Origin of the sequence: Lottiidibacillus patelloidae (assembly GCF_002262935.1) — a bacterium.
GTDB classification, from domain to species: Bacteria; Bacillota; Bacilli; order Bacillales; family SA5d-4; genus Lottiidibacillus; species Lottiidibacillus patelloidae.
Genome location: NZ_NPIA01000001.1, coordinates 613,537 through 636,724, shown reverse-complemented (window position 1 = coordinate 636,724; position 23,188 = coordinate 613,537). Strand labels below are relative to the sequence as shown.

Annotated in this window: 22 protein-coding genes; all 22 read right to left on the bottom strand. The window is 35.3% G+C overall.

Going from position 1 to position 23,188, the window contains the following annotated elements:
• Nucleotides 1-58: 58 nt before the first annotated feature.
• The gene (locus CIB95_RS03475) at nucleotides 59-1,633 is read right to left on the bottom strand and encodes a DEAD/DEAH box helicase (protein WP_094921856.1); all 1,575 of its coding nucleotides are present in this window, start codon (nucleotides 1,631-1,633) and stop codon (nucleotides 59-61) included.
• An 18-nt stretch (nucleotides 1,634-1,651) separates the two neighbouring features.
• A complete protein-coding gene (locus CIB95_RS03470; protein ID WP_094921854.1) occupies nucleotides 1,652-2,890 on the bottom strand; it encodes a competence/damage-inducible protein A in 1,239 nt (412 codons plus the stop codon).
• A gap of 21 nt (nucleotides 2,891-2,911) precedes the next feature.
• The gene (gene pgsA, locus CIB95_RS03465) at nucleotides 2,912-3,490 is read right to left on the bottom strand and encodes a CDP-diacylglycerol--glycerol-3-phosphate 3-phosphatidyltransferase (RefSeq protein ID WP_094921852.1); all 579 of its coding nucleotides are present in this window, start codon (nucleotides 3,488-3,490) and stop codon (nucleotides 2,912-2,914) included.
• Nucleotides 3,491-3,638: 148 nt separating this feature from the next.
• Nucleotides 3,639-4,493, bottom strand: a complete 855-nt coding sequence (locus tag CIB95_RS03460; protein WP_094921849.1) for a helix-turn-helix domain-containing protein — start codon at nucleotides 4,491-4,493, stop codon at nucleotides 3,639-3,641.
• A gap of 18 nt (nucleotides 4,494-4,511) precedes the next feature.
• On the bottom strand, nucleotides 4,512-5,300 hold the full coding sequence (locus CIB95_RS03455; protein ID WP_094921847.1) for a DUF3388 domain-containing protein: 789 nt from the start codon (nucleotides 5,298-5,300) through the stop codon (nucleotides 4,512-4,514).
• Nucleotides 5,301-5,458: 158 nt separating this feature from the next.
• A complete protein-coding gene (locus tag CIB95_RS03450) occupies nucleotides 5,459-5,716 on the bottom strand; it encodes a DUF3243 domain-containing protein (protein WP_094921845.1) in 258 nt (85 codons plus the stop codon).
• Nucleotides 5,717-5,783: 67 nt separating this feature from the next.
• Nucleotides 5,784-6,509, bottom strand: a complete 726-nt coding sequence (gene ymfI, locus CIB95_RS03445) for an elongation factor P 5-aminopentanone reductase (protein WP_094921842.1) — start codon at nucleotides 6,507-6,509, stop codon at nucleotides 5,784-5,786.
• Nucleotides 6,510-6,572: 63 nt separating this feature from the next.
• Nucleotides 6,573-7,856, bottom strand: coding sequence for an EF-P 5-aminopentanol modification-associated protein YfmH (gene yfmH, locus CIB95_RS03440; RefSeq protein WP_094921839.1), 1,284 nt, complete (start codon nucleotides 7,854-7,856; stop codon nucleotides 6,573-6,575).
• Nucleotides 7,853-9,133: an EF-P 5-aminopentanol modification-associated protein YfmF gene (yfmF, locus tag CIB95_RS03435; protein WP_094921837.1), complete on the bottom strand. Its 1,281-nt coding sequence runs from the start codon at nucleotides 9,131-9,133 to the stop codon at nucleotides 7,853-7,855. The genes yfmH and yfmF overlap by 4 nt, the downstream gene beginning before the upstream one ends.
• 138 nt (nucleotides 9,134-9,271) lie before the next feature.
• The gene (locus CIB95_RS03430) at nucleotides 9,272-9,997 is read right to left on the bottom strand and encodes a GntR family transcriptional regulator (RefSeq protein WP_094921835.1); all 726 of its coding nucleotides are present in this window, start codon (nucleotides 9,995-9,997) and stop codon (nucleotides 9,272-9,274) included.
• Nucleotides 9,998-10,010: 13 nt separating this feature from the next.
• The gene (locus CIB95_RS03425) at nucleotides 10,011-12,380 is read right to left on the bottom strand and encodes an FtsK/SpoIIIE family DNA translocase (RefSeq protein WP_094921832.1); all 2,370 of its coding nucleotides are present in this window, start codon (nucleotides 12,378-12,380) and stop codon (nucleotides 10,011-10,013) included.
• A gap of 150 nt (nucleotides 12,381-12,530) precedes the next feature.
• On the bottom strand, nucleotides 12,531-12,746 hold the full coding sequence (locus CIB95_RS03420; protein ID WP_094921829.1) for a YlzJ-like family protein: 216 nt from the start codon (nucleotides 12,744-12,746) through the stop codon (nucleotides 12,531-12,533).
• A complete protein-coding gene (locus CIB95_RS03415) occupies nucleotides 12,743-13,459 on the bottom strand; it encodes a ClpP family protease (protein ID WP_094921826.1) in 717 nt (238 codons plus the stop codon). Before CIB95_RS03415 ends, CIB95_RS03420 begins: the two co-directional genes overlap by 4 nt.
• A 141-nt stretch (nucleotides 13,460-13,600) precedes the next feature.
• On the bottom strand, nucleotides 13,601-15,268 hold the full coding sequence (locus CIB95_RS03410; RefSeq protein WP_094921823.1) for a ribonuclease J: 1,668 nt from the start codon (nucleotides 15,266-15,268) through the stop codon (nucleotides 13,601-13,603).
• Nucleotides 15,269-15,553: 285 nt separating this feature from the next.
• On the bottom strand, nucleotides 15,554-16,417 hold the full coding sequence (dapA, locus tag CIB95_RS03405; protein ID WP_269844950.1) for a 4-hydroxy-tetrahydrodipicolinate synthase: 864 nt from the start codon (nucleotides 16,415-16,417) through the stop codon (nucleotides 15,554-15,556).
• A 15-nt stretch (nucleotides 16,418-16,432) separates the two neighbouring features.
• Complete coding sequence (gene dapG, locus CIB95_RS03400) at nucleotides 16,433-17,665, bottom strand: aspartate kinase (RefSeq protein WP_094921801.1); 1,233 nt, start codon at nucleotides 17,663-17,665, stop codon at nucleotides 16,433-16,435.
• Between the two features lie 17 nt (nucleotides 17,666-17,682).
• Nucleotides 17,683-18,714: an aspartate-semialdehyde dehydrogenase gene (locus CIB95_RS03395; RefSeq protein ID WP_094921799.1), complete on the bottom strand. Its 1,032-nt coding sequence runs from the start codon at nucleotides 18,712-18,714 to the stop codon at nucleotides 17,683-17,685.
• A gap of 122 nt (nucleotides 18,715-18,836) precedes the next feature.
• Nucleotides 18,837-19,439, bottom strand: a complete 603-nt coding sequence (gene dpaB / locus CIB95_RS03390; protein ID WP_094921796.1) for a dipicolinate synthase subunit B — start codon at nucleotides 19,437-19,439, stop codon at nucleotides 18,837-18,839.
• A complete protein-coding gene (dpaA, locus tag CIB95_RS03385) occupies nucleotides 19,436-20,338 on the bottom strand; it encodes a dipicolinic acid synthetase subunit A (protein ID WP_094921794.1) in 903 nt (300 codons plus the stop codon). The genes dpaB and dpaA overlap by 4 nt, the downstream gene beginning before the upstream one ends.
• A 134-nt stretch (nucleotides 20,339-20,472) precedes the next feature.
• The gene (locus tag CIB95_RS03380; protein ID WP_094921791.1) at nucleotides 20,473-20,712 is read right to left on the bottom strand and encodes a YlmC/YmxH family sporulation protein; all 240 of its coding nucleotides are present in this window, start codon (nucleotides 20,710-20,712) and stop codon (nucleotides 20,473-20,475) included.
• Between the two features lie 146 nt (nucleotides 20,713-20,858).
• Nucleotides 20,859-21,794: a hypothetical protein gene (locus CIB95_RS03375; RefSeq protein WP_094921788.1), complete on the bottom strand. Its 936-nt coding sequence runs from the start codon at nucleotides 21,792-21,794 to the stop codon at nucleotides 20,859-20,861.
• An 86-nt stretch (nucleotides 21,795-21,880) separates the two neighbouring features.
• Complete coding sequence (locus tag CIB95_RS03370; protein WP_094921785.1) at nucleotides 21,881-23,098, bottom strand: M16 family metallopeptidase; 1,218 nt, start codon at nucleotides 23,096-23,098, stop codon at nucleotides 21,881-21,883.
• Nucleotides 23,099-23,188: the final 90 nt, after the last annotated feature.

Here is a 23,188-nt window from a genome sequence, read left to right as displayed (position 1 = left end):
TTCAAGGGCTTACCTCGCGAACAAAATTGTTCCAAAAAGGTAAGCCCTTGATTAATTATTAACTATTTCGAGGTTTCGCAGGTTGGATAAAGATACGCATGCCATTAAGTCTCGTCTGTTTTAATGATTCGTAAACGAAAGGAGCTGGCTCTTTCGGAATTTCAAAGAAAGTAAACTTATCGAACATATCAATTCTGCCTACAGTATGGGCTGAAATGCCTGTTGATTTAGCAATTTCTTCCGCAAGCATTTTAGGCTGCAAGTTTGCACTTCGCCCTACATTTAAGAAGAAACGTACCATTCCAGGTTTTCCACCCGTGTCTCCAAAGTCCATCGGCTCTTCTTCGATACCATCATAAGAAAATGCCAATTTCATCATTGCATGAAGAACGTCTTTTGGCTCGTGATTTTCCAACAACTCATTAATTAAAGGTGTGAAAGCATCATCTGCTTCCCCTTTATTAATTGTCTCAATAATTTGTTTTTTCCACACTTGAGACCTTTTGATTACTACTTCTTTCATTGTCGGCACTTTACCTTGTTCAAGTGGCATTCCAATCTCTGATTCAATCGATCGTAAGTGCTTCATTTCTGCAGGTGTTACTAGTGTAATCGCAATTCCCTGTCTTCCTGCACGACCAGTTCTGCCGATTCGGTGAACATAACTTTCAGGGTCTTGTGGAATATCATAGTTAATAACATGTGTAACATTTTCTACGTCAATTCCACGTGCAGCAACATCCGTTGCGATTAAGAAATCAATTTTACACATGCGAAATTTATTCATTACTTTATCACGTTGCATTTGAGTTAAATCGCCGTGCAATCCATCCGTTACGTAACCACGAGCTTGCAAGCTTTCCGTTAATTCCGCTACACCTTTTTTCGTACGAGAGAAGATGATTCCTAAGTCTATTTCATTACTATCTAAAATACGGCAAAGTGTATCAACTTTGTTTTTATCAAATGTTTGATAGTATACTTGATCAACTTTAGTTGCAGTTACTTTATTTGGTGTTGCAGAAACAATTCTTGGGCTCTTCATATAATTTCTAGCTAAACGCTTAATTTCATGTGGCATAGTAGCAGAAAACAATAACGTTTGTCTGTCATTATTTGCTTGCCCAATAATTTCTTCAATATCACTAATAAAACCCATGTTAAGCATTTCATCAGCTTCATCTAAAATAAATGTATGGATTTTGTCTAACTTTAACGTTTTTCTACGCAAGTGGTCCAACACACGCCCAGGCGTACCGATAACGATCTGTACACCTCGTTTTAACGCTTTAATTTGCATTTCAATAGATTGCCCTCCATAAATAGGCAACACTCTTGTACGCTTATGCTTAGCGATTTTTTGAATTTCTCCAGCAACTTGCATTGCTAATTCACGTGTTGGTGTTAAAACAATTGCCTGCACTTCATTTTTTGGCGTCGTTTTTTCAATTAATGGAATACCAAATGCTGCAGTTTTCCCCGTACCAGTTTGTGCTTGGCCAATTACATCCACTTTTTCTAATATAACTGGTATTACTTTTTCTTGGATAGGTGATGGTTGTTCAAAGCCCATCTCCTCAATTGCATTCGTAATGTCTTTTGCTATGTTAAATTTCGTAAATCCTGTAGTCATCTATAAAATGTCACCTTTCTATAATTGCAATTGCTTAAGCAGATAATAATATCCATATTTAATTGTTCTAACACGGATGGCCTCTCTGCTTCCAGCTAAATTTATTGAGAATACTTCTGTTTTTTTATTTTTCATTGCAATTGCAATGAAAACAGTACCAACTGCTTTACTCTCTAGTGGCTCTGGACCCGCAACTCCAGTAAAACTAATACCGATGTCTGCATTGCAAAGTAAACGAACTTCTTCTGCCATTTTTATAGCACATTGCTCACTTACAGCCCCGTATTTTTGCAATAGATCTTGTGAAATGTTTAATACATTCGTTTTCATCTCATTTGTATAACTAACAATTCCACCACTATAAAAAGAAGAAGCGCCAGGGAATTCTGTCATTTCCTTTGAGAATAGTCCACCAGTCAAACTTTCCGCGGCTGCCAAAGTGTATTGAGTAGCAGTTAATTTTTTTATCACTTCTTGTGGAAGAGAAGTATCATCAATACCATAAATATATTGCCCTACTTTTTTTCTCACCTTTTGCTCTAACCGATCGATTAGCTCTGCGGCCCCGTGAATTGTGTCGTGCTTAGCAGTTAAGCGTAATGTAACTTCACCCTCACCGGCTAAAGGGGCAATCGTAGGATTCGTTTGTTCTTCCAATAAATCTTCTAATTCTGTTTCTAATTGCGCCTCACCTATTCCAAAGAAACGCAAAACTTTCGAATGAATAACATTCGATTCACCTATATGTTGTTTTATATAAGGAACAGCATAATTATCAAACATTGGATATAATTCCTTCGGTGGCCCAGGGAAAAGCATAAAGGTTTTTTTATCAACTTTAATAGCCATACCTGGAGCCATACCGAAATCATTTGCTAGGACATGACTTCCTTCTATGACTAATGCTTGTTTCTTATTATTTTCGGTCATATCTCTATTGACCTTTACAAAATAGTCTTTAATAAGTTCTAGTGCACGATGATCTAATACTAACTTCTTATTTAAGCATGAAGCTATCGTTTCTTTAGTTAGATCATCTTTAGTCGGTCCAAGTCCACCTGTAAAAATAATGAGATCAGATCTATTTTTAGCTGACTCAACTAAATTTTTTAGCCGGTCCTTATTATCGCCTACCACTTGGTGATAATAGACATTTACCCCTAATTCAGCGAGTTTTTTTGAAATGTATTGCGCATTGGTATTTGCAATTTGCCCTAACAATAACTCAGAGCCAATTGCAATAATTTCAGCATTCATGCAATAATCTCCTCTATTGCGTTATTTTGTTTTTAACATTACGTGTTTATTTTTAACAAAATAATCTACACCTGAAACAATAGTAATAATAACAGCAAGCCAAAGCGTAATTTCAGCAAACGGAATACTTATTAAACCAAAAGGAATGTTATGTAATATTAACGCTGAAATAGCAATAATTTGAAGTGTCGTTTTCCACTTAGCAATATTGCTTGCTGCAATAACGGCACCATCAATAGCGGCAATGACACGTAATCCTGTAACAGCAAATTCTCTACTTAAAATGACAATGACCATCCAAGCTGGAGCTAACTGTAGCTCAACTAAAGAAATAAACGCTGCAGTAACTAATAGTTTATCGGCTAATGGATCTAAAAACTTTCCTAAAGTCGTAACTTGGCCTAATTTACGAGCTAAATAACCGTCAACCCAATCAGTAGCGGAGGCAAAAATAAAAATTAAAGCACCGATTAAGTGTGAAACGGGAAGTGACATATCGTAAATTTCTATTACAGGCAATGGTAAAGGTGCTAATAAAAATACCATAAAAATAGGTATTAACAGTACACGAGCTACTGTAATTTTATTAGGTAAATTCATGGTGAACCTCCTATCGATATACAAGAATATGAAAAACATCTTTTTTATTTTAACAAAACAAAGCTAGAAATGCGACAATAAAAGCCTTTACATTCAAAAGTGTTCCCAATATAGAAGACACTTTATTGTATAAAGGCTTTGAAGATGTTTATTTTTTTGTAATTAAAATATTTTGAACGGTCTTACCAGAATCAAAAACAAACGGTTCATCATTAATTAGCATATCCACTTGTTGTGTTGCACCAAAACGCATAATTACTAATTCTTCAGCAGAGAAATCTTCTTCTATAACATCGCCTTTTTTGTAAGTTCCTTTTAGAAAGACATGTTCTTTACCATTTCGAATTTTCACATAACAATCTCCTTTAAACGTAATTTTAACAGATAACTTTTCACTATTTTCTAGATCATAATGAAAATCTTCTCCGTTATTCTTAGTTAAGGTAATTGTAAAGTTAGGTTCTTCCTCAACATCATCTTCGATTTTTGTTTCAGGCTCATCAACAGTATCTTCCTGGTCGACATCATCTAATTCATTGTCTTGTTTTCCATTTTCATAATCGACAAAATTATTTTCTTCATCACTATTTTGTTGTATTGGCTCTGAATTGAATTTCTGATAATAAACCCAATAGGATGCTGCTAAACCTAAAATCAAACAAACTAATAAAAATTTTGGAAGCAGTGTAAACCATTTTGAATCAGCTAATGTATTATTAGACTTCTTTTTCGCGCGAGATAACCCTTCATGGGCATTCTTTTCCACTGTTGTAGGTAGATCAGCTGTAAACGTATCAAAGACATACGTTGGAGAAACACCAATTGCTTCTGAATATGTTTTAATGAACGCTCGTGCATAGAACTTTCCTGGCAACAGTTCATAATTCCCTTGCTCAACTGCTATTAAATATCGTTTTTGGATTTTGGTAATCGCCTGAAGCTCGTCCAAAGAAATATTTTTCTCTTGGCGTTTCTCAACTAAAAATTTTCCTAATTCAGTCATTTTCTCACCTACCTATTTCTAAAAGTCAAAATTCGAAAAATCACTACTTTTATCCATTTCTTTTTCAATGAGATCGTATGTAATTTCCTCATCTGGATCACTTCTTAATTCAATAATATAATCAAAGTCTTCTAAAGTGTATTCGGTTTGCCTTACAAAAATATCGGGGTGCTCAACAATTTTAGTTGCAGGAATACGCATTATTTCACGTATTAATTGCCAATGCTGTTCATCTGAACGCTTAATTGAGACAATCCCATCTATAATAAAAACGTTATTTAAACTATATTCATCTGAAGCTAATTTTTTTCTAACCGTCTGCTTTAGTAACGTGGAAGAAACAAATAGCCAGCGTTTATTAGCACAAACACTAGAAGCGACAATAGATTCTGTCTTACCAACTCTCGGCATTCCTCTTACACCAATAAGCTTATGACCATCTTTTTTTAGAAGTTCAGCTAAAAAATCCACGAGTAATCCTAGTTCATCTCTAACAAAACGGAACGTATTTTTCTCATCAGCATCTCTTTCAATATATCGCCCATGGCGAACTGCTAAACGATCACGTAGCTTTGGTTCTCGTAATTTTGTTACAGTAATATTTTCAATTGTATTAAGAATTTCTTGGATTTGTTCCATTTGTTCTTTGCTATCACTTAATAGAAGCATTCCTCTTCTACTATCATTTACACCGTTAATTGCAATTATGTTTACAGATAGCATCCCTAACAAAGACGAGATGTCGCCAAGTAAGCCTGGGCGATTTTTATGAATTTCATACTCTAAGTACCATTCTTTTTTCTCCATATTTTTCTCCCTATAGACGCATACTCGCATTTACTTTAATAATAAAGCATTTCTCTCAATAATTAAAGGATAAAGATGAATATTTTGAATTTTCTATTTTTTGTATTCGCGTATAAGAAAAGAGGATGTAAATCATCCTCTCTTCTACAAATTATTCATTAATGTGTTCCATCGTTTTGAACTAACTTAACCATCATGTTTGCAATGGCATGCTGCTCTTCTTCAGAAGCTACTTTCCACAAGTCAGCAAGTACTTGCTCTTGTGGATTTTTCGCTTGTACTTGTTCTGCTAAATATTCTCCAACCTCATAAGCAACCTCTGAAATTACCTTACCATCCATACCTTCACCTTGCGCCTGTTGAAGGCGGTCACCTAAAAAGTTTTTCCATTGATCCCAATTGTCTAAAACAGACATTGTTCTCCCTCCTTTTATGTTCCTTCGTACTTAGAATGCGCTTTTGGGAGATTTTTATTCCATAAAGTTAACAATGCCAAGCTCCATTTATCGAGATAATTTGCCCATTAATGTATGTTGATTTTTCAGAGGTTAAAAATGCCACGACATTTGCAACTTCGCTAGGTGTACCTAATCTACCTTGAGGAATTTCATCAGCTAAGTCATCTTTTTCAACTTCTGAAAATCCACTCATCATTTTTGTTTCAATAGCGCCTGGAGCCACTGCATTAACGGATACACCGCTTCTAGCCACTTCTTTTGCTAATCCTTTTACAAAAGCATTTTGGCTACCTTTTACCATTGAATATAAAACTTCACATGCAGCACCAGTTAGCCCCCAAATAGAAGAAACAACAACAATTTTCCCCTGTTTCTCCCTTATCATGTTTGGTAATAATGCTTTTGACAATAAGAAAGGACTAGTTACGTGAAGCTGAACAAAAGTTTCAACCTCCTCATTTTCTAAATCTGTCACAAGACCAAATTGACTTGAACCACTATTATGTATGATAGTATCAATTGGATCATGTATTTGCTTAAGGGCAGTTGAAACACCCTCTCTTTTAGAGAAGTTGGCCTGAACTAGAAATACATTTATTCCTTTTAGGTTAAGTTCCTTTTTCATTTCTTCAACTGACTGACGATTTTTATTGTAATGTAAATAAATGGTTTGGTATTGCGTTGCAAGTTCACGCGCGATAGCTTGACCAATGTCACCACTTGCTCCTGTTATCAGTAATGTTTTATTCAATTTTCTCCCGCTCCCATTTGCTTAAGAATGACAAAAGAGAGGCAATGCCTCTCTTTACATATTTTACTTTGGCATAATTGTAAAAACTGTTTCTCTATCTTTTTCAAATAATACATGTAAGACATCATTTACGTCTTTAATCGTCATGCTCTCCAATACATTCACTATAGCAAATAAATCCATGTCATTGAACTTATATCTCGTAAATTGGTTGGCAATATACTCAGGTGAATTAAGTGCCCTTAAAAAAGATCCAATTTTCTTTTTACGAATCCGGTCGAGAACTTTCTCATCAAACCCATTCGCCTTTTGTTCAGCAATAATATTTTTTATTGCTTTTTCAAAGCCGTCAGGATCAGTTGTATCTCCGCCAATCATCGCAAAACCAAAACCATATTCTTCTGTATAGTCAAACGAAAAGGAATCATCAATTAATCCTTTTTCATACAACATTGTGTAATGTGGTGAACTTTGACCAAATAACATATCCAAAGCAACGTTGGCAGTAAGCTCATGTTTTAATAATTCATTGCCTTTTCGATTAGGTTTTTTTGCCTTATACCCAATCATACATTTTGGTGTTTGGATAGGCATTTTTATTTCACTTTTTGCTTTAACTACTGCCTCAGGCTCATTCTCAAAGAATCGTTGAATTGGTTGTTCTTTTTCAAACTGCTTCTTCTGTTGATTTTCTTTAATAAATGAAAAATATTCATTTGGATTAACAGGTCCTACAACAAACAATAGCATATTACTTGGGTGGTAGAATGTTTCATAACATTGATATAAATGCTCTTTTGTAGTTTCTGAAATTGATTCAATTGTCCCAGCAATATCTATCTTAACTGGGTGATTGTGATACATGTTTCCTATCAAACCATAAAACAGCCTTGTATCCGCATTGTCGTCGTACATTCGAATTTCTTGACCGATTATACCTTTTTCCTTTTCAACTGTCTGGTCGGTAAAGTATGGCTCTTGCACGAAGTCCAATAGCGTTTCTAAATTAGGAAGTACATTTGATGTACTTGAAAATAAATAGGCAGTTCTCGTAAATGATGTAAATGCATTCGCAGATGCACCTTGTTTACTAAACGATTGGAACACATCTCCATCTTCTTTTTCAAATAATTTATGCTCTAAGAAATGTGCAATACCGTCTGGAACTCTAATTGCATCTTTTTCTTTCAAGGGAACGAAATGATTGTCGATCGAACCGTATTTAGTAGTGAAGGTAGCGTATGTTTTATTGAACCCTTCTTTCGGTAAAATATAAACATCTAAGCCGTTTTCTAGTTTTTCGTAATACAATGTTTCATTTAACTGCTCAAAGACTATCTCTCTCATTCCTTACCCTCCCCTCTTAAGAAATACACTGTGTCAAGTTGGATTTTATTTGCGACTTCAATTACTTCTTCTTTTGTAACTTTTTCAATTCCACTTAACATGTCATCTATTGATAAATCCGTATTAGCAATGACATTATGATATAAAATTTCTACTACTCCCCGTGCATTATCTAACGTTTCTAATATTTGGTTTCGAATTACTGATTTCGTTTGTAACAATTCTTCTTCGCTAAAGTTACCACTCTTCATTGCTTGCATTTGTTCTTTTATTATTGATAATGCTTGGTCATAATTAGAAAATTCAATACCCGCTATGACGAGCAACAATCCTTTATGACTTTCGACTCTAGAGGCAGCATAGTACGCTAAGCTAGCTTTTTCACGAACGTTAATAAATAACTTTGAATGTGAAAATCCACCGTAAATACCATTGAATACTTGCAAAGGATAATAATCCTCATCTTTGAAAGTTACATTTGTTCGATAGCCAATATGTAATTTCCCTTGGTTTATTTCTTGTTCTTCAAAAACGACATTTTCTTTATTCGGAACGATATGTTTCACTACGTTATCTTCTCTAACTTTTTGTTTCTCAGGAATTTTAAAATATTTAGATGTTATTTGTTGGACCTTATTTAATTCGATATCACCAACTATGAATAGATCTATACAATCTGCACGTAACATATTTTCATACGTCTGATACAATTGATTAGCACTTAACGAATCTGCTTTTTCAATTGTTCCTTGCACATTTAATCGGTAAGGTTCCTCCTTACACATTTCTTGAATTAGACGCATGTTAGCATAACGCATTTTATCATTATAAATAGCTTGAATACGTTGCTTTAATGCCCGCTTCTCTTCTTCAACAATCGATTCCTTAAATGCATTGTTTTCTACAAGTGGCTGTAGAATAATATCTGAAAACAATTGAAGAGCTTTTTCTAAGAGAGGAGTTTGATCTGATAAGAACTTTTCATTTGCAACATCCATTCGAAACGTAATGATATGGTTATCACCCTTTTTGCTTAGATCAACTGTAAACGTAGCTCCATATAATTCCTCTAAAGCACTTCTTAATTTCTCTCGACTAGGATGATTTTTAGTTCCACTTTGTAAAACATGAGGTATTAATGCTCTTGCTGTAACAGTTTCTTCCGAAAGAGGAGCTTTACATTTTAAGACAATCGTATTTGTTTTATACTTTGGGGTTTCTATCGCATGTAAAGTTATGCCATGTAATTCTACTTTGTTATGTACAACAGCGCTCATTAAATATCTCCCTTCTATCTAAAAACTTAATTATACCTATTGTATCCAATGCTACAGTAAACATATGCAAATAAGAAAAGCGAAATGCGAGCGATTAGCAGCGTAAAAGAAAAACCCATTCAAGATGAACGGGTTAATTTATACACGCTTGCGCATGACATGGAAACTAAATTTATCTGCTCTAAAGTAGTTTACAGAATATAATATTGGTTGGTCTCCATCATCATAATGCATTTGTTTTAATACTAAAAGTGCTGTCTCAGGATCGCACTGTAAGATTGGTGAGATTTTTTCATGATAGCCGATCGGCTCTATTTTCGTAACTGCATAGGCAACATGACGATTCGCCTCTACTTCTAACACATTAAAAAGCGATTCCTCAGAATATTGATAAGCTTCAGGGAGAACTGAAGACGGAATTTTATCCAAGCAGTAGACAACCGGCAAACCATCGGCTGTTCGCACTCGTTCAACGACAAGCATATCCTCTTTTTCTTGAATGTTAAACCTTTTTAACTCTTCCTCTGAGCCTTCTTCAAAATTAGACGATAAAAAAGTCGTACCCGCTTTTTTACCTACCCTATTTATCATTTCAGTTACACTGTATAATTCTTCAATCCCAGATGTGAAAAGTGGCTTTGCATTAACGAATGTACCTACGCCATGCCTTCTAGTGACAAACCCTTCATCTTCCAAAATTCGCAGTGCTTCTCTTAATGTGGCACGGCTAATGCCTAATTTTTTTGACAAGATAAATTCAGACGGCAGTTTTTCACCTTCTTTGTATTCACCTCCATTAATATCTTTTTTCAAATGGTCTATTACTTGTAAATATAAATGGCGATTATCGGACTTTATTGACATTTACGTTCCTCACTTATTCTGAGCTTGCTTCTTCTAATTTCGATACTAATACTTCTCTAGGCTTACTACCTTCATATGGGCCTACTACACCATGTAATTCCATTGCATCAATTAACCTCGCAGCTCTTGTATATCCAATACGAAAACGGCGTTGTAGCATAGAAACGGATGCTGTTTGCATTTCTGTTACCAATTGAACAGCATCATCGTAAAGTTCATCTTCCACTTCTGGTTGTTGTTGCACTTCATTATCCGTAGGAATCATATCTTGTTGGTATTGTGCTTTTTGTTGAGAAATTACATAATTTACTACTGCTTCAACCTCTTCATCAGATAGGAAAGCACCTTGAATCCTTGTAGGTTTCGATGAGCCTACAGGTAAGAATAACATGTCTCCTCGTCCTAGAAGTTTTTCCGCTCCACCCATATCAATTATTGTTCTAGAATCCGTTTGTGATGAAACACCGAAGGCAATTCTAGATGGTATATTTGCTTTAATTACACCAGTAATAACATCAACTGACGGACGTTGTGTTGCAATAATTAAATGAATTCCTGCCGCACGAGCCATTTGCGCAAGTCTTGTAATCGCATCTTCAACATCTCCAGATGCAACCATCATCAAATCTGCTAATTCATCAACAATTACAACGATATATGGTAACTCAGGCTGTTTAGCTTCACTTTCTTTATTGTGACGACGAATATACTCGTTATACCCTTCAATATTTCTAGTTCCTGAATGTGAGAAAAGTTCATACCGGCGTTCCATTTCATTTACAACACGCTTTAATGCCTGGGCAGCACGTTTAGGTTCTGTGACAACTGGTGATAGCAAATGAGGAATACCATTGTAGACATTCAATTCTACCATTTTTGGATCAATCATCATTAATTTAACTTCATGAGGTTTAGCCCTCATCAATATACTAGTAATTATTCCATTGATACAAACACTTTTCCCACTACCAGTTGAACCCGCAACTAATAAGTGAGGCATTTTATTTAGTTCTGCAACAATTGGTTCACCAGAAATATCACGACCTAGGACAATAGCAAGTTTTGAAGCACTTTCTTTTATGTTTCCTGCTTCAAGAACTTCTCGCAACGAGACCATTGAAACTTCACTGTTTGGCACTTCGATACCTACAGCCGATTTACCTGGAATTGGTGCTTCAATTCGAATATCTTTTGCTGCTAATGCTAAAGCCAAATCATCTGCTAAATTTACTATCTTACTAACTTTAACTCCAACATCAGGGTACACTTCATATTTTGTAACTGCAGGTCCTAAGTGGATTTTCAATACTTTAGCTTTCACACCGAAGCTCTGAAAAGTTCGTTCTAGTTTTTTTGCATTTGCTTGAATTTGTTGTCGCTCTCGATGCTGCCCCTTTGCTTTTGGTGAAGACAATAGCGAATGTGGTGGCAGCTTATAATCTTTATTTTCTACTTCATTTAAGACTAGTGCTTTCTTTGGTAAATCTTCTTTCCCACCATCTTTATTTATATTTTGTTGGACAGGAGATTCGGTTTCAGATTGTTGTGCTATATTATTTTCATTTTCCGTTTTCGTATTTTCTTGAAAATCAGCTATGATTGGTTCATGTTTTTCATTGTCGACATTCCTAATATCAATTGTTTCTACAATTTCTTCTGTAGGAACAATATATTCCACATCTGTTTCATCTTCATCATTTTCTGCATCTTTTTCTTTCATTGTTTTTAACTTTGTAAATAGATTTGTTACACCTTTCTTACTTGCATTAACGCGATTCCTACTGAAGATTTTCATATTTTTATAAATCGGTGAAAAGTATTTTTGGGCCACTTCGTTTAAAGATTTTCCTGTAATTAGCATAAAGGAGATAATCATTAAGAAAAACGCAACAATCTTTGTTCCAACCGAATCGAATAGTACGTGGAAAAACGCATACCCAATAGCTCCAATCATACCTCCGCCAAGTGCGTTTACATCAGAATAGCCATTGTTTAATTGAATAAAAAATGAGTCCCAAGTTTGATAAAGAACAGACGGCTTTCTCCAACCAACACCGTTTGAAAGGATTTCAAATAGTGTTACATGACTTAACAACAATAATGAGAAAACTAGTATATAGGCGCCGATTAACCTACGAGAGAAAAATTTCGGCCATTTTCTTTTAATAATTAAGTATAAGGACAATAAAAATAATCCGAAAAGTAATAGTCCATAATAGGAACCTGCTAGAAACAACAAGGCGTGATTTATTACTTTACCTACAACACCAAGTTTTTCAAACGCAATAACTACAGAAGCAAGCATTAAAAGCCCAAGCAGTTCATAAGTGATTTGCTCTTTCCAATTTTGCTTCTTTTTTGATTTTCTTTTTCGTTTTGCCATGCTTGTTCACCCCATTATCCGCCTTTAAAGCGAACATACGCCTCTAGTTATGTAATGATAGAAAAAGCAGCCAAGCGTATTCTGGCTGCTTAAAAAGTTGTATTAATTATAGCATAATGCAATCGGACAAACTACTGTTTAAAGAGAGCCCTAGAAAGTAAGTTCAATCATTGTTCCTGGTGAATATGCTCCATTTAAATAATCATTTGGGTCTGTACTCAGTAATCTAACAATTTTATATTGTCCTTCTTCCGATTTATCAACAACTACTGGAACACCTTTATAAGTAATAATTGATTGATTTAAAAATTCATCGCTAGCAGTTGGATAGACCATTTCTTGGGGCATACACGTATATAAGATCATTGTAAAATCTCTCCGTTTTTATTACCACGATATTCTTCAATAAGTTCATTTAACTTTCTTATTGCTTCTCCAACTCCACCTACTTCATCAATTAAGCCATAGCTTACCGCATCATTTCCTACGACATTAGTTCCAATATCTCGAGTTAAGTTCCCTTTGGATAACATTAACTCTTTGAATTTTTCTTCAGAAATATTAGAATGGTCAATTACAAAATTAACGACACGTTCTTGCATTTTGTCTAAGTATTCAAATGTTTGTGGCACACCTATTACCAAACCTGTTAACCGAACTGGATGAATCGTCATTGTAGCAGATGGCGCAATGAATGAATAATCAGACGATACAGCAATAGGTACACCTATGGAATGTCCACCACCTAATACTAAAGAAACGGTAGGTTTTGAGAGTGAAGCAATCATTTCAGAAAGTGCTAACCCAGCTTCGACATCTCCACCTACTGTATTTAACAACAACAAAACACCCTCTATTTTCGGGTTTTGTTCAAGAGCAACAATTTGAGGGATGATATGTTCATATTTAGTCGTTTTATTTTGCGGCGGCAATTGTATATGTCCTTCAATTTGCCCAATAATGGTTAAGCAATGAATATTGGATTGTTCCATTTGTGGTATATTCGTTTGACCTAGCTGTTGAATTTTATCTACAATTGAATCTTTCGTTTCTTCTTTTTTCTGCGGTTCTTCGGCCATGTTCCCTGTCTCCTTTCCTAACGCTATTTCTAGTATAAACACGTCTAAGTTGTTTCATACGAACTCTTCGTTTCTTCCAAGATAGAAATAAAAAATGCCAAAGCTCTGATTAAATCAGTACTTTGACACTGTTAGTTATATTTAAACTTCCATAATTATAGGTAAGATCATTGGACGACGACGTGTTTTTTCAAATAAATATTGGCCTAAACCATCGCGAATTCCTGCTTTTAACGAAGACCATTCATGCCCTTGATTAGACATCCATCCATCTAACACTTTTGAAACGACTTTATTCGCTTCTACTAAAAGTTCTTCAGATTCACGAACATAAACAAATCCACGTGTTATAACTTCTGGTCCAGCAAGAACTTTTCGTTTACCTTTGCTTAACGTAACGACCACTACTAAAGCTCCATCTTGCGAAAGTAATCGTCTATCTCTTAATACGATATTGCCGATGTCACCGACACCTAAACCATCAATTAATACATCTCCTGATGGTACTTTACTACCTTTACGTGCATGACCATCTTTAATTTCGATGACATCACCTTTTTCTACTAAGAAAATATGATGTCTCGGGGTACCGACACTAACTGCTAAGTCAGCATGGGCTTTTTGCATACGATATTCACCATGAACTGGCACTAAGTATTTTGGTTTCATTAAGTTTAGCATCAGTTTTAGTTCTTCTTGACTTCCGTGTCCTGATACATGGACAACATCCTGACCATAAATAACATTCGCACCAGCACGGAACAATAAGTCGATTATTTTAGAAATTGATGTTTCATTACCTGGGATTGGAGTGGCTGCAATAATGACAGTATCACCATGTTTAATTTGAACTTGGCGGTGTGCATGTCTAGCCATTCTAGAAAGTGCTGCCATCGGCTCACCTTGGCTACCTGTTGATAAGATTGCTACTTTGTCATCATCATAATTAGGCACTTCCGTAATATCAATAATTTGTTCTTTCGGGAACGATAGGTATCCTAATTCAGAAGCAATTCTAACGACGTTTTCCATACTTCTGCCGACTACGGCAACTTTACGTTGATTCGCAATTGCTGCATCTAATATTTGTTGAATACGATGAATATTGGAAGCGAATGAAGCAATAATTACTCGACCTTTCGATTCATAAAAAACATCAGAGATTTTATGACCGACAGATGTTTCTGAACCAGTGTATCCAGCTTTTTCAGCATTTGTACTGTCTGAAAGTAAGCATAAAACACCATTCTCTCCGAGTTGAGCCATTTTTTGCATATCTGCATGTTTTCCATCAGCAGGTGTAAAATCAAATTTAAAGTCACCTGTATGGACAATAGCACCCTTACTAGTGTGGACACTAACTCCAACAGAATCTGGAATACTATGATTTGTACGGAAAAATGTAACTTTAGTATCTCCCGCTTTAATTATTGAGTTTGAATTTATCTCAACTAATTTCACTTTTTCAATTAAGCCAGCTTCTGTTAACTTATGCCCAACTAATCCAAGCGTAAGCTTAGTGCCGTATACTGGGACTGATAATTCTCTTAAAACGTACGGTAATCCGCCAATATGATCTTCATGTCCATGAGTAAGGAAAATTCCTCTAATACGTTTTTCATTTTCAAGTAAATAAGTGATATCAGGAATAACCTTATCAATTCCTAACATTTCTTCTTTCGGGAACATCAAACCGGCGTCGATGATAATGATGTCTTCATTGACTTCAACGACGTACATGTTTTTCCCGATTTCACCTACTCCTCCTAAGGCAAAAACTTTTATATTCTCTTTGTTATCTACTGCCACTGTTGTTCCTCCTAATTTATATATATATCTGTATACACGATTGACATGTTTTTATTTCCAGCAAAAATAAGAAATAAAAAATGTTGTTATGTCGCAATTACATTATTTTTTTCCGTACCTATGTAAAAAAAGAACAATAAAAAAACGAACTTAATTCCCGACCAACCACATTAAAGACATTATACATGATGAACAGCCGATAAAACAAGCGACGAACCTACCAATGCTTTACAGAAAAATAAGAAAAGCAAACGATTCCTTCAACCGTTTGCTTTTCTTTCTTGGTTATTTAATTAAATCTACTACCATCTTACGTTCTTTTTCTGTTAAAGGAACTAGTGGAAGTCTTACTGACCCAACATCAAGCCCTTTTATCTGTAATGCTGTTTTCACTGGGCCAGGACTTGGTGCCATAAATAGTCCATTCATTTTAGGAACAAGACTTCGATGAAGCTTTGCTGCTTCTTCTACTTTTCCTGACTTAAAATCATTAACCATTTGTTGCATTTCCAATCCTAATACGTGTGAGGCAACTGAAACAATTCCCGTTCCACCTATAGCTAATACTGGCAATGTTAAACTATCGTCTCCTGAATAGACAGAGAAGTCATCTGGCGTTTGATCAATTATTGCAGCCATTCGATCTAAATTGTTTGTCGCTTCTTTAATGGAAACAATATTGCTAATTTTCGATAAACTAATGATCGTATCTAGCTGAATATCGACAACAGATCTACCAGGAATATTATAGATCATAACCGGTAATTTAGTTGAACTTGCTATCTGTTTAAAATGTTGATATAGCCCTTCTTGACTAGGTTTATTATAGTAAGGTGCTACCAACATTACGGCGTCAACACCAGCTTCTTCAGCTTTCTTTGTTAAATCGATTGAAGCTTTTGTATTGTTTGATCCTGTTCCAGCTATTACAGGTACCCTACCATCCACTGTTTTTACAACGTGCTGATATAAAGCTACCTTTTCCTCTGTCGTCAATGTCGGAGACTCCCCTGTCGTCCCACATATCACTAATGCATCCGTTCCGTTTTCAATTAAGTAGTTCACCAATTTTGTAGTTTTTTGAAAATCAATGTTTAACTTATTATCGAACGGAGTTACCATTGCTGTTAACACTTGCCCAAAATTCAATTTCCCCCAACTCCTTTATACAGATTTGCGTTGTTTATCAATTTGTAATTCAAAAGCTTTGTGCAAGGCATTTACTGCACTAGCCATTTCTTCTTCTTTTACTAATACCCATATTGTCGTATGACTATCTGCAGACTGTAAAATTTGCACACCTTCATTTGCTAAGGCATCAACAATTTTAGCTGTTACTCCTGGCACGCCAGCGATAGAAGCACCTACTGCAGATATTTTAGCACATTTACGAGTGACTTGAGGCTCATACCCTAATGATTCAAGTTTGTTTTGTGCTCGATTTGCCATTCCATCCATTACAGTATATACGACCCCTAGCGGTGATATATTTATAAAATCAACGCTAATCTTTTCTTCGGCCATTGCTTTAAATACTTTCGCCTGTAAGTCGTATTGTCCTTCTTTTGCAAATACTTTTATTTGTGTAACATTGGATACTTGCGCAATACCTGTCACTAAGCGTTCGTTTATATTTAAACCAGTTCGTTTTGTTAATGTCGTTACTAAAGTACCGACACCATCGGAATAAGTAGACCTAATTCGCATTGGAATTTTAGCCTGCATAGCAATTTCAACTGCCCGAGGATGAATTACCTTTGCTCCTTGGTAAGCCATGTTGCATATTTCCGTATACGTAACAACTGAAAGTGGTCTAGCATCGGAAACAATCCTTGGATCAGCAGTCATTACACCTTCAACATCTGTAAAAATATCAATATATTCCGCTTCTAATGCTGCTCCTAACGCAGCTGCAGAAGTGTCACTTCCTCCACGTCCAAGTGTAGTAATTTCGCCACTCTCTGTTGCTCCTTGAAAGCCCGTTACTACGACAACATCATGACTTTTTAACTCATTCATGATTCGATCGCATTTCATATTAATGATCTTCGCGTTACCAAAATCATTATTCGTTTTAAAACCTGCCTGACCGCCAGTTAGCGCAGTCGCTTTAATATTCGCTTGATTTAGTAAACTTGAAAAGACGATGGATGAAATCGTCTCACCGCAAGATAACAGTAAATCTTGCTCTCTATATGAAGTGTATGATTGCCTTGCTGCAATTAAGCTAAATAGTGTGTCCGTTGCATATGGATCACCATTACGGCCCATTGCAGAAACGACAACTACAACTTTATTTCCTTGTTTAATGGCTTTATTAACATGTTTTAGTGCATGCTTTCTACCATCTTCATCCTTTAAGGATGTACCTCCAAATTTTTGAACGATAATATTCATTCGGACACCTCTTAATGTTAATTCAAGAGACCCCGCTTTACTAGAGTTTCAGCTATTTGTACGGAATTCCACGCAGCACCTTTTAATAGATTGTCGGAAACAATCCATAAATGAAATCCATTTTTTCGGTCTAAATCTTTTCTGATGCGACCGACAAATACATCTTTTTTACCTGCTGCAGGAAATGGCATCGGATATTCAAGTTGCGCTGGGTCATCTTGTAATGTAATTCCTTCAGCTGTTTTCATTAATTGCTGAAGCTCACTCACAGATACTTCTTCATTCTCAATTTCAATATATACCGACTCTGAGTGGCTATTTTGTACAGGTATACGTACACAAGTAGCGGCCACTTCAAGACCAGGCATATGCATTATTTTTTTCGTTTCATTAATCATTTTCATTTCTTCATACGTAAATCCATTGTCTTGAAAGACATCAATTTGTGGTATTGCGTTAAATGCTATTTGATGTGGATAAACTTCAGCCTTGATTTCACCTTCATCAAAGTAAGCTTTCGTTTGCTTTTCTAACTCTTGGATTGCTTTTGCACCAGAACCTGATACTGCTTGATACGTTGATACAATTACTTTCTTTAAGCCATATTGTTTACGAATAGGCTCAAGTGCTACAACCATTTGAATAGTAGAGCAGTTTGGATTAGCAATAATTCCTTCATGCGTATCTAAATCTTCTGGGTTTACTTCTGGAACTACTAAAGGGACATTTTCAGTCATACGAAAAGCACTCGTATTATCGACAACTATTGCTCCTCTTTTTACCGCTTCTGGAGCTAACTCTTTTGAAACAGATCCACCAGCAGAAAATAGTGCAATATCCACTCCTTCAAAGCTTTCAGGTGTTGCTTCTTTTACCGTTATCATTTCTCCATTTACTTCAACTTCTTTACCAGCTGAACGTTTTGACGAAAGTAAAGTTAGTTTCCCGATTGGAAAATTTCTTTCAATAAGTGTTGAAATCATTGTTTGCCCAACTGCTCCAGTAGCACCTACTACAGCAACGTGGAATTTTTTGTTAGTTGTTGTCATGTTTATTTCCTCCTAAATAGAACATTTATACATCAATGAAGGAGAAACAATGCGTTTCCCCTTTACTAGCATAAAGAATATAAAATCATTCTATCACAATAAACAGGATTCGTTTCAACTGACTACTTAATATCATCTAAATATCTTTCAACTAACACTGGTTGAAGTTGCTTTCCTTCAAGGGCAGCTTCCACGGTAGGTACTAATTCATCCATTCTAGCTACTAGTGAATTAGGTTTCTTTTCAGGAGCATCTTGGCCATAGGGGATAAAATAGATGTTTTTAGTTGCCATTAATTTCATTAAATTCATTCCGTTTAATCCGAGTCCGTCATTTGTTGATATTCCGAGTACGACAGGTTTTAAATTTCTCAACGTTGCCTTTGCTGCCATAATTACTGCTGAATCTGTTAATGCATTGGCAAGCTTACTCATTGAATTTCCCGTTAAAGGGGCAATTACCATACAATCTAATGGCATTTTAGGTCCTAATGGCTCTGCAGCTACAATAGAATTAATAATTTTCTTCCCTGTAACTTCTTCTACTTTTTCAAACCATAGAGACCCATCACCAAAACGAGTATTAGTATTTTCTACTGTATATGTGGCGACAGGAACTACTTCTGCGCCTTCTTTCATTAGTCGCTCAATTTGTGGCATAACCGCTTCATACGTACAATGGGATCCTGTTAAACCAAAGCCGATGCGCTTTCCTTTTACACTCATGAGTCACTCTCCTCTCGCTTTTCGTTTAACTCTAATAATAATGATGAGAGTACATTTGCAACAATTTTACCTGCTGTTTTAGGTGCTACAATCCCTGGTAGACCAGGTGCTAAAAATGCTTTAATGCCTCTTTTTTCTGCGTACCTAAAATCGGTACCACCTGGCTTTGATGCCAAATCAATAATTAATGTATGTGACGGCATTTTCGATAAAACGGAAGCCGTTAACACTTGGTATGGAATCGTATTGATACATACGTCTGTATCACATACTTCATTTTCTAATTCTGAAATATGAAATGGCTTTAATCCCATTTCTGAAATTCTTGCAAGGTGTTCAGTACGACGGGCACCTACTTTAACATTAGCTCCCAATGCAGCAAATGTCCTAGCTACAGACATTCCAACTCTCCCTAAACCTAATACAATAAGGTTTGATTGATGAATAGTTATATCTGTATTTTGGATTACCATCATAATCGTTCCTTCTACTGTAGGAATCGAATTATAAATGGCAACATCATCACGCTCAAATAGTTTTATTAGATTTCTTTGAGCATCTTTCGTACAGTTTTCCAAGTATTCATTACTAATTCCTGAATAAACTGTACAATGTGCTGGTGTATTCTTTAATTGTTCTTCAGTAAGCCTTATCGTTTCATTTGAAAATATCGTATCCACTTCACCTTTATCACTAGTACCGCTTACTGGTAAAATAATCGCGTCAAATTCGGAAAAATCAACTTCTTCCATTTTTCCTTTCGTCGCTCCAGTAAAGCCGTGGTCCAATTGGTCAAAACCTATTAATGAAAGTTTCGCGTCCATTTCAGTGAACTTCCGGATAATTTCAAGCTGTCTAGCATCCCCACCAATAATTGCAATATGCATTCCAGTTAACATAATAAAATCCCCCTTCCCATTCCTATGTCTTTTAAAATAGGGGAAATGCTCAATTTTCTCGTTCTTCATCACATCTTATGTACTAATTAATAAGTTGGTGAATTAAAAAACGCACTGCAAATTTGCAGTGCGCCTTAGCGATTAGTATCATCAATAATAATCATGTCAGTACCAATTTTTTTTATGTGTTTCCAATATATTTTTACTTCTTCTTTATCTTTTTTAAAACCAAACACTCTAGGTACTGGAATTAAAAGTGCTTTAATATGACCTGTTCGATCATCAATTTCTAAATCTGTTTCACCAAGTACTCCAAGCCGTTCTCCATTCTTTAAGTCGATAATTTCTTTTCCACCTAATTGACTTAGTCTCACAGCAATACACCCCTTGTGATTGTACTACTACTAGTTTATGGATAGAAATTATTAGTTAGAACATTTTAGTATCGAAGTTGATTTTGGCACTAAAAAACCCCTTTAAAAGCCTATAGCAGCTTTCTAAGAGGTTCCAATTCCTTGTATTATAAACTGTCAGAATCATTATCGCTTTCCATATAATTCAGTTCGATATAATCGAGCCACTCTTTCTCAAGTGCTGATAATGACTTACCTGAAATTTCTTCGACCGCCATTACTAAGTCTTCATGATCATATAAAGAAGCAAAGTCATCCATCCCATACGTATCTATAAAGAAAGTTGCAAATGAGATTGCTTGTAAATGCACGAACCAATAATAATTAATTTCATATTCCATTAAAATTTCTTCAGTAACGTATTCATCATAGGCAGATGCGTTGTACTTTTCAGCAGATAGCAGATCTTTTAAAGGGATTCGATGACCTTCCTCATCTAAATACGAAATAAATTCCGAAGCATATGGATCAGCATCGACAACGCCATAAAAAATTTCAAAGTAGAGCGCTAAAATTTCTCTCGGCAACCTGCTATATTCTTTATAATATTGGTCATCTTTAAATATCGCTTGAACGGTTAAGTAGTGCAGCCATTCTGTTTCCGGATCATAATTGTATAAGTTCATATATCCGCTTCCAGCCTCTAACATATCTTCCGCACCAAGATCGACTTTTAACGTAACATAGACTTCAGATTGCTGTGAAAAATAGTCCTTTGTTTCAAAGTTAATATCTTTATAAACGATATCCAAATCACGTTTCAATGACTCTAAAGCAAGCGGTGGATATCCGGCTGTATTTAAAATTGTGAACCGTACTTTTTCATCATAAGAATAAAACTTAACAACTTCGTAATTTTCTTTTTCATTACCTTCTTCATCATCATCTTTAAGTAAATCATCTGGATTTACTTTATTTTCTTCTTCTTTAATTTCTGGTTCTTCTTTCGTTGTCATATCTTTATTAGCAGAAAAGAAAATTGGCGTTGCTATTAATGCTAATAAACCTACGTATAATAACGCTTTTAAAATAAAGTTTTTCATGCTTAAATCGTTCCCCCGCCTATTTATATACTTTCCATTCTAACGTAATAAAATAAAGCACACAACATTAGTTGTGTGCTTCACTTTTATTGTAACGGACTTATTACTGCTTTTGAATACTTATCATTAAAGATATCTTTCGTTAATTGGTTAACACTTTCCATTGAAACTTCGTTAATTAATTGAACAATTTCATCTAAAGAACGATGTCTACCTAACATTAATTCATTTTTACCATTTCTGCTCATTCGACTATTTGTACTTTCTAAGCTAAGCATTAAGTTTCCTTTTAATTGCTCTTTGCTATTATTTAATTCTTTTTCAGTTATTCCTTCACGCTTTAATTGCTCTAAAGAATTCGTCATCGTTTCTAATAAGTAATCAAGTTGCTTAGGAGCTGTTCCAGCATATATAGTCAATAAGCCGTTATCTTGGAAAGTAGAGTGATAAGAAAATACAGAATAAGCTAACCCACGTTGTTCACGAACATCTTGAAATAATCGACTACTCATACTTCCACCAAGAACGTTGTTTACAACGATCATGTCGTAATTTTTCTTATCTCCTAATGCAAGTCCGTCAAAGCCTAAACAAACATGCGCTTGTTCTGTTTCTTTCTTTCTCTTAAGATGTTCTCCTAAGAAGCTAGGTTTTTCAATGTTTTCTGAGCTTCCAGTCGTTTTATATGTACCAAATAGCTTTTCTACTTCATTTATAAAGTCATCTTCAACATTACCTGCGACTGAAATTACAACGTTTTCAGGTGTATAATAATCATTCATATACTTTCGAAGTGAATCACCATTGAAACTCTCTAATGTTTCTTGAGTACCTAATATTGGATACCCTAATGGGTGGTCGCCGAAACTTGCTTGCGCCAATAAATCATGAATGATGTCATCTGGTGCATCTTCGTACATTTTTATCTCTTCAAGGACTACATTTTTCTCTTTTTTTAATTCTTCTTCATCAAAAGTAGAATTGAAAAACATATCTCCAAGTACATCTAGAGCATATTGTGAGTGGCTATCTAACACTTTTGCATAATAGCAAGTATACTCTTTTGAAGTAAATGCATTTACTTGACCACCAATGCTATCGAATGATTCAGCAATTTCTTTCGCTGAACGATTTGTAGTTCCTTTAAAGAACATGTGCTCTAGAAAGTGTGATACACCATTGTTAGCTTTATTTTCTGAGCGTGAACCCGTACCGATCCAAACTCCAATTGCAACCGACCTTACTGTTGGGATTTTCTCTAAAACGATTCTTACACCATTTGAACATGTATGTTTTGTAATCAAATTTGTTCCTCCTGCATGTATAATGTTGAATAAAATAGTAACTGGATAATCATGCTTTATTTGGCATGAAATACTATGACTCAATATACC

What these genes read in the sequence shown, in the direction of transcription:
- CIB95_RS03475 (WP_094921856.1), bottom strand. Translation starts at nt 1,633, where the DNA reads ATGACTACAGGATTTACGAAATTTAACATAGCAAAAGACATTACGAAT.
- CIB95_RS03470 (WP_094921854.1), bottom strand. Translation starts at nt 2,890, where the DNA reads ATGAATGCTGAAATTATTGCAATTGGCTCTGAGTTATTGTTAGGGCAA.
- pgsA (WP_094921852.1), bottom strand. Translation starts at nt 3,490, where the DNA reads ATGAATTTACCTAATAAAATTACAGTAGCTCGTGTACTGTTAATACCT.
- CIB95_RS03460 (WP_094921849.1), bottom strand. Translation starts at nt 4,493, where the DNA reads ATGACTGAATTAGGAAAATTTTTAGTTGAGAAACGCCAAGAGAAAAAT.
- CIB95_RS03455 (WP_094921847.1), bottom strand. Translation starts at nt 5,300, where the DNA reads ATGGAGAAAAAAGAATGGTACTTAGAGTATGAAATTCATAAAAATCGC.
- CIB95_RS03450 (WP_094921845.1), bottom strand. Translation starts at nt 5,716, where the DNA reads ATGTCTGTTTTAGACAATTGGGATCAATGGAAAAACTTTTTAGGTGAC.
- yfmH (WP_094921839.1), bottom strand. Translation starts at nt 7,856, where the DNA reads ATGAGAGAGATAGTCTTTGAGCAGTTAAATGAAACATTGTATTACGAA.
- yfmF (WP_094921837.1), bottom strand. Translation starts at nt 9,133, where the DNA reads ATGAGCGCTGTTGTACATAACAAAGTAGAATTACATGGCATAACTTTA.
- CIB95_RS03430 (WP_094921835.1), bottom strand. Translation starts at nt 9,997, where the DNA reads ATGTCAATAAAGTCCGATAATCGCCATTTATATTTACAAGTAATAGAC.
- CIB95_RS03425 (WP_094921832.1), bottom strand. Translation starts at nt 12,380, where the DNA reads ATGGCAAAACGAAAAAGAAAATCAAAAAAGAAGCAAAATTGGAAAGAG.
- CIB95_RS03420 (WP_094921829.1), bottom strand. Translation starts at nt 12,746, where the DNA reads ATGATCTTATATACGTGTATGCCCCAAGAAATGGTCTATCCAACTGCT.
- CIB95_RS03415 (WP_094921826.1), bottom strand. Translation starts at nt 13,459, where the DNA reads ATGGCCGAAGAACCGCAGAAAAAAGAAGAAACGAAAGATTCAATTGTA.
- dapG (WP_094921801.1), bottom strand. Translation starts at nt 17,665, where the DNA reads ATGAATATTATCGTTCAAAAATTTGGAGGTACATCCTTAAAGGATGAA.
- CIB95_RS03395 (WP_094921799.1), bottom strand. Translation starts at nt 18,714, where the DNA reads ATGACAACAACTAACAAAAAATTCCACGTTGCTGTAGTAGGTGCTACT.
- dpaB (WP_094921796.1), bottom strand. Translation starts at nt 19,439, where the DNA reads ATGAGTGTAAAAGGAAAGCGCATCGGCTTTGGTTTAACAGGATCCCAT.
- dpaA (WP_094921794.1), bottom strand. Translation starts at nt 20,338, where the DNA reads ATGTTAACTGGAATGCATATTGCAATTATTGGTGGGGATGCTAGACAG.
- CIB95_RS03375 (WP_094921788.1), bottom strand. Translation starts at nt 21,794, where the DNA reads ATGAAAAACTTTATTTTAAAAGCGTTATTATACGTAGGTTTATTAGCA.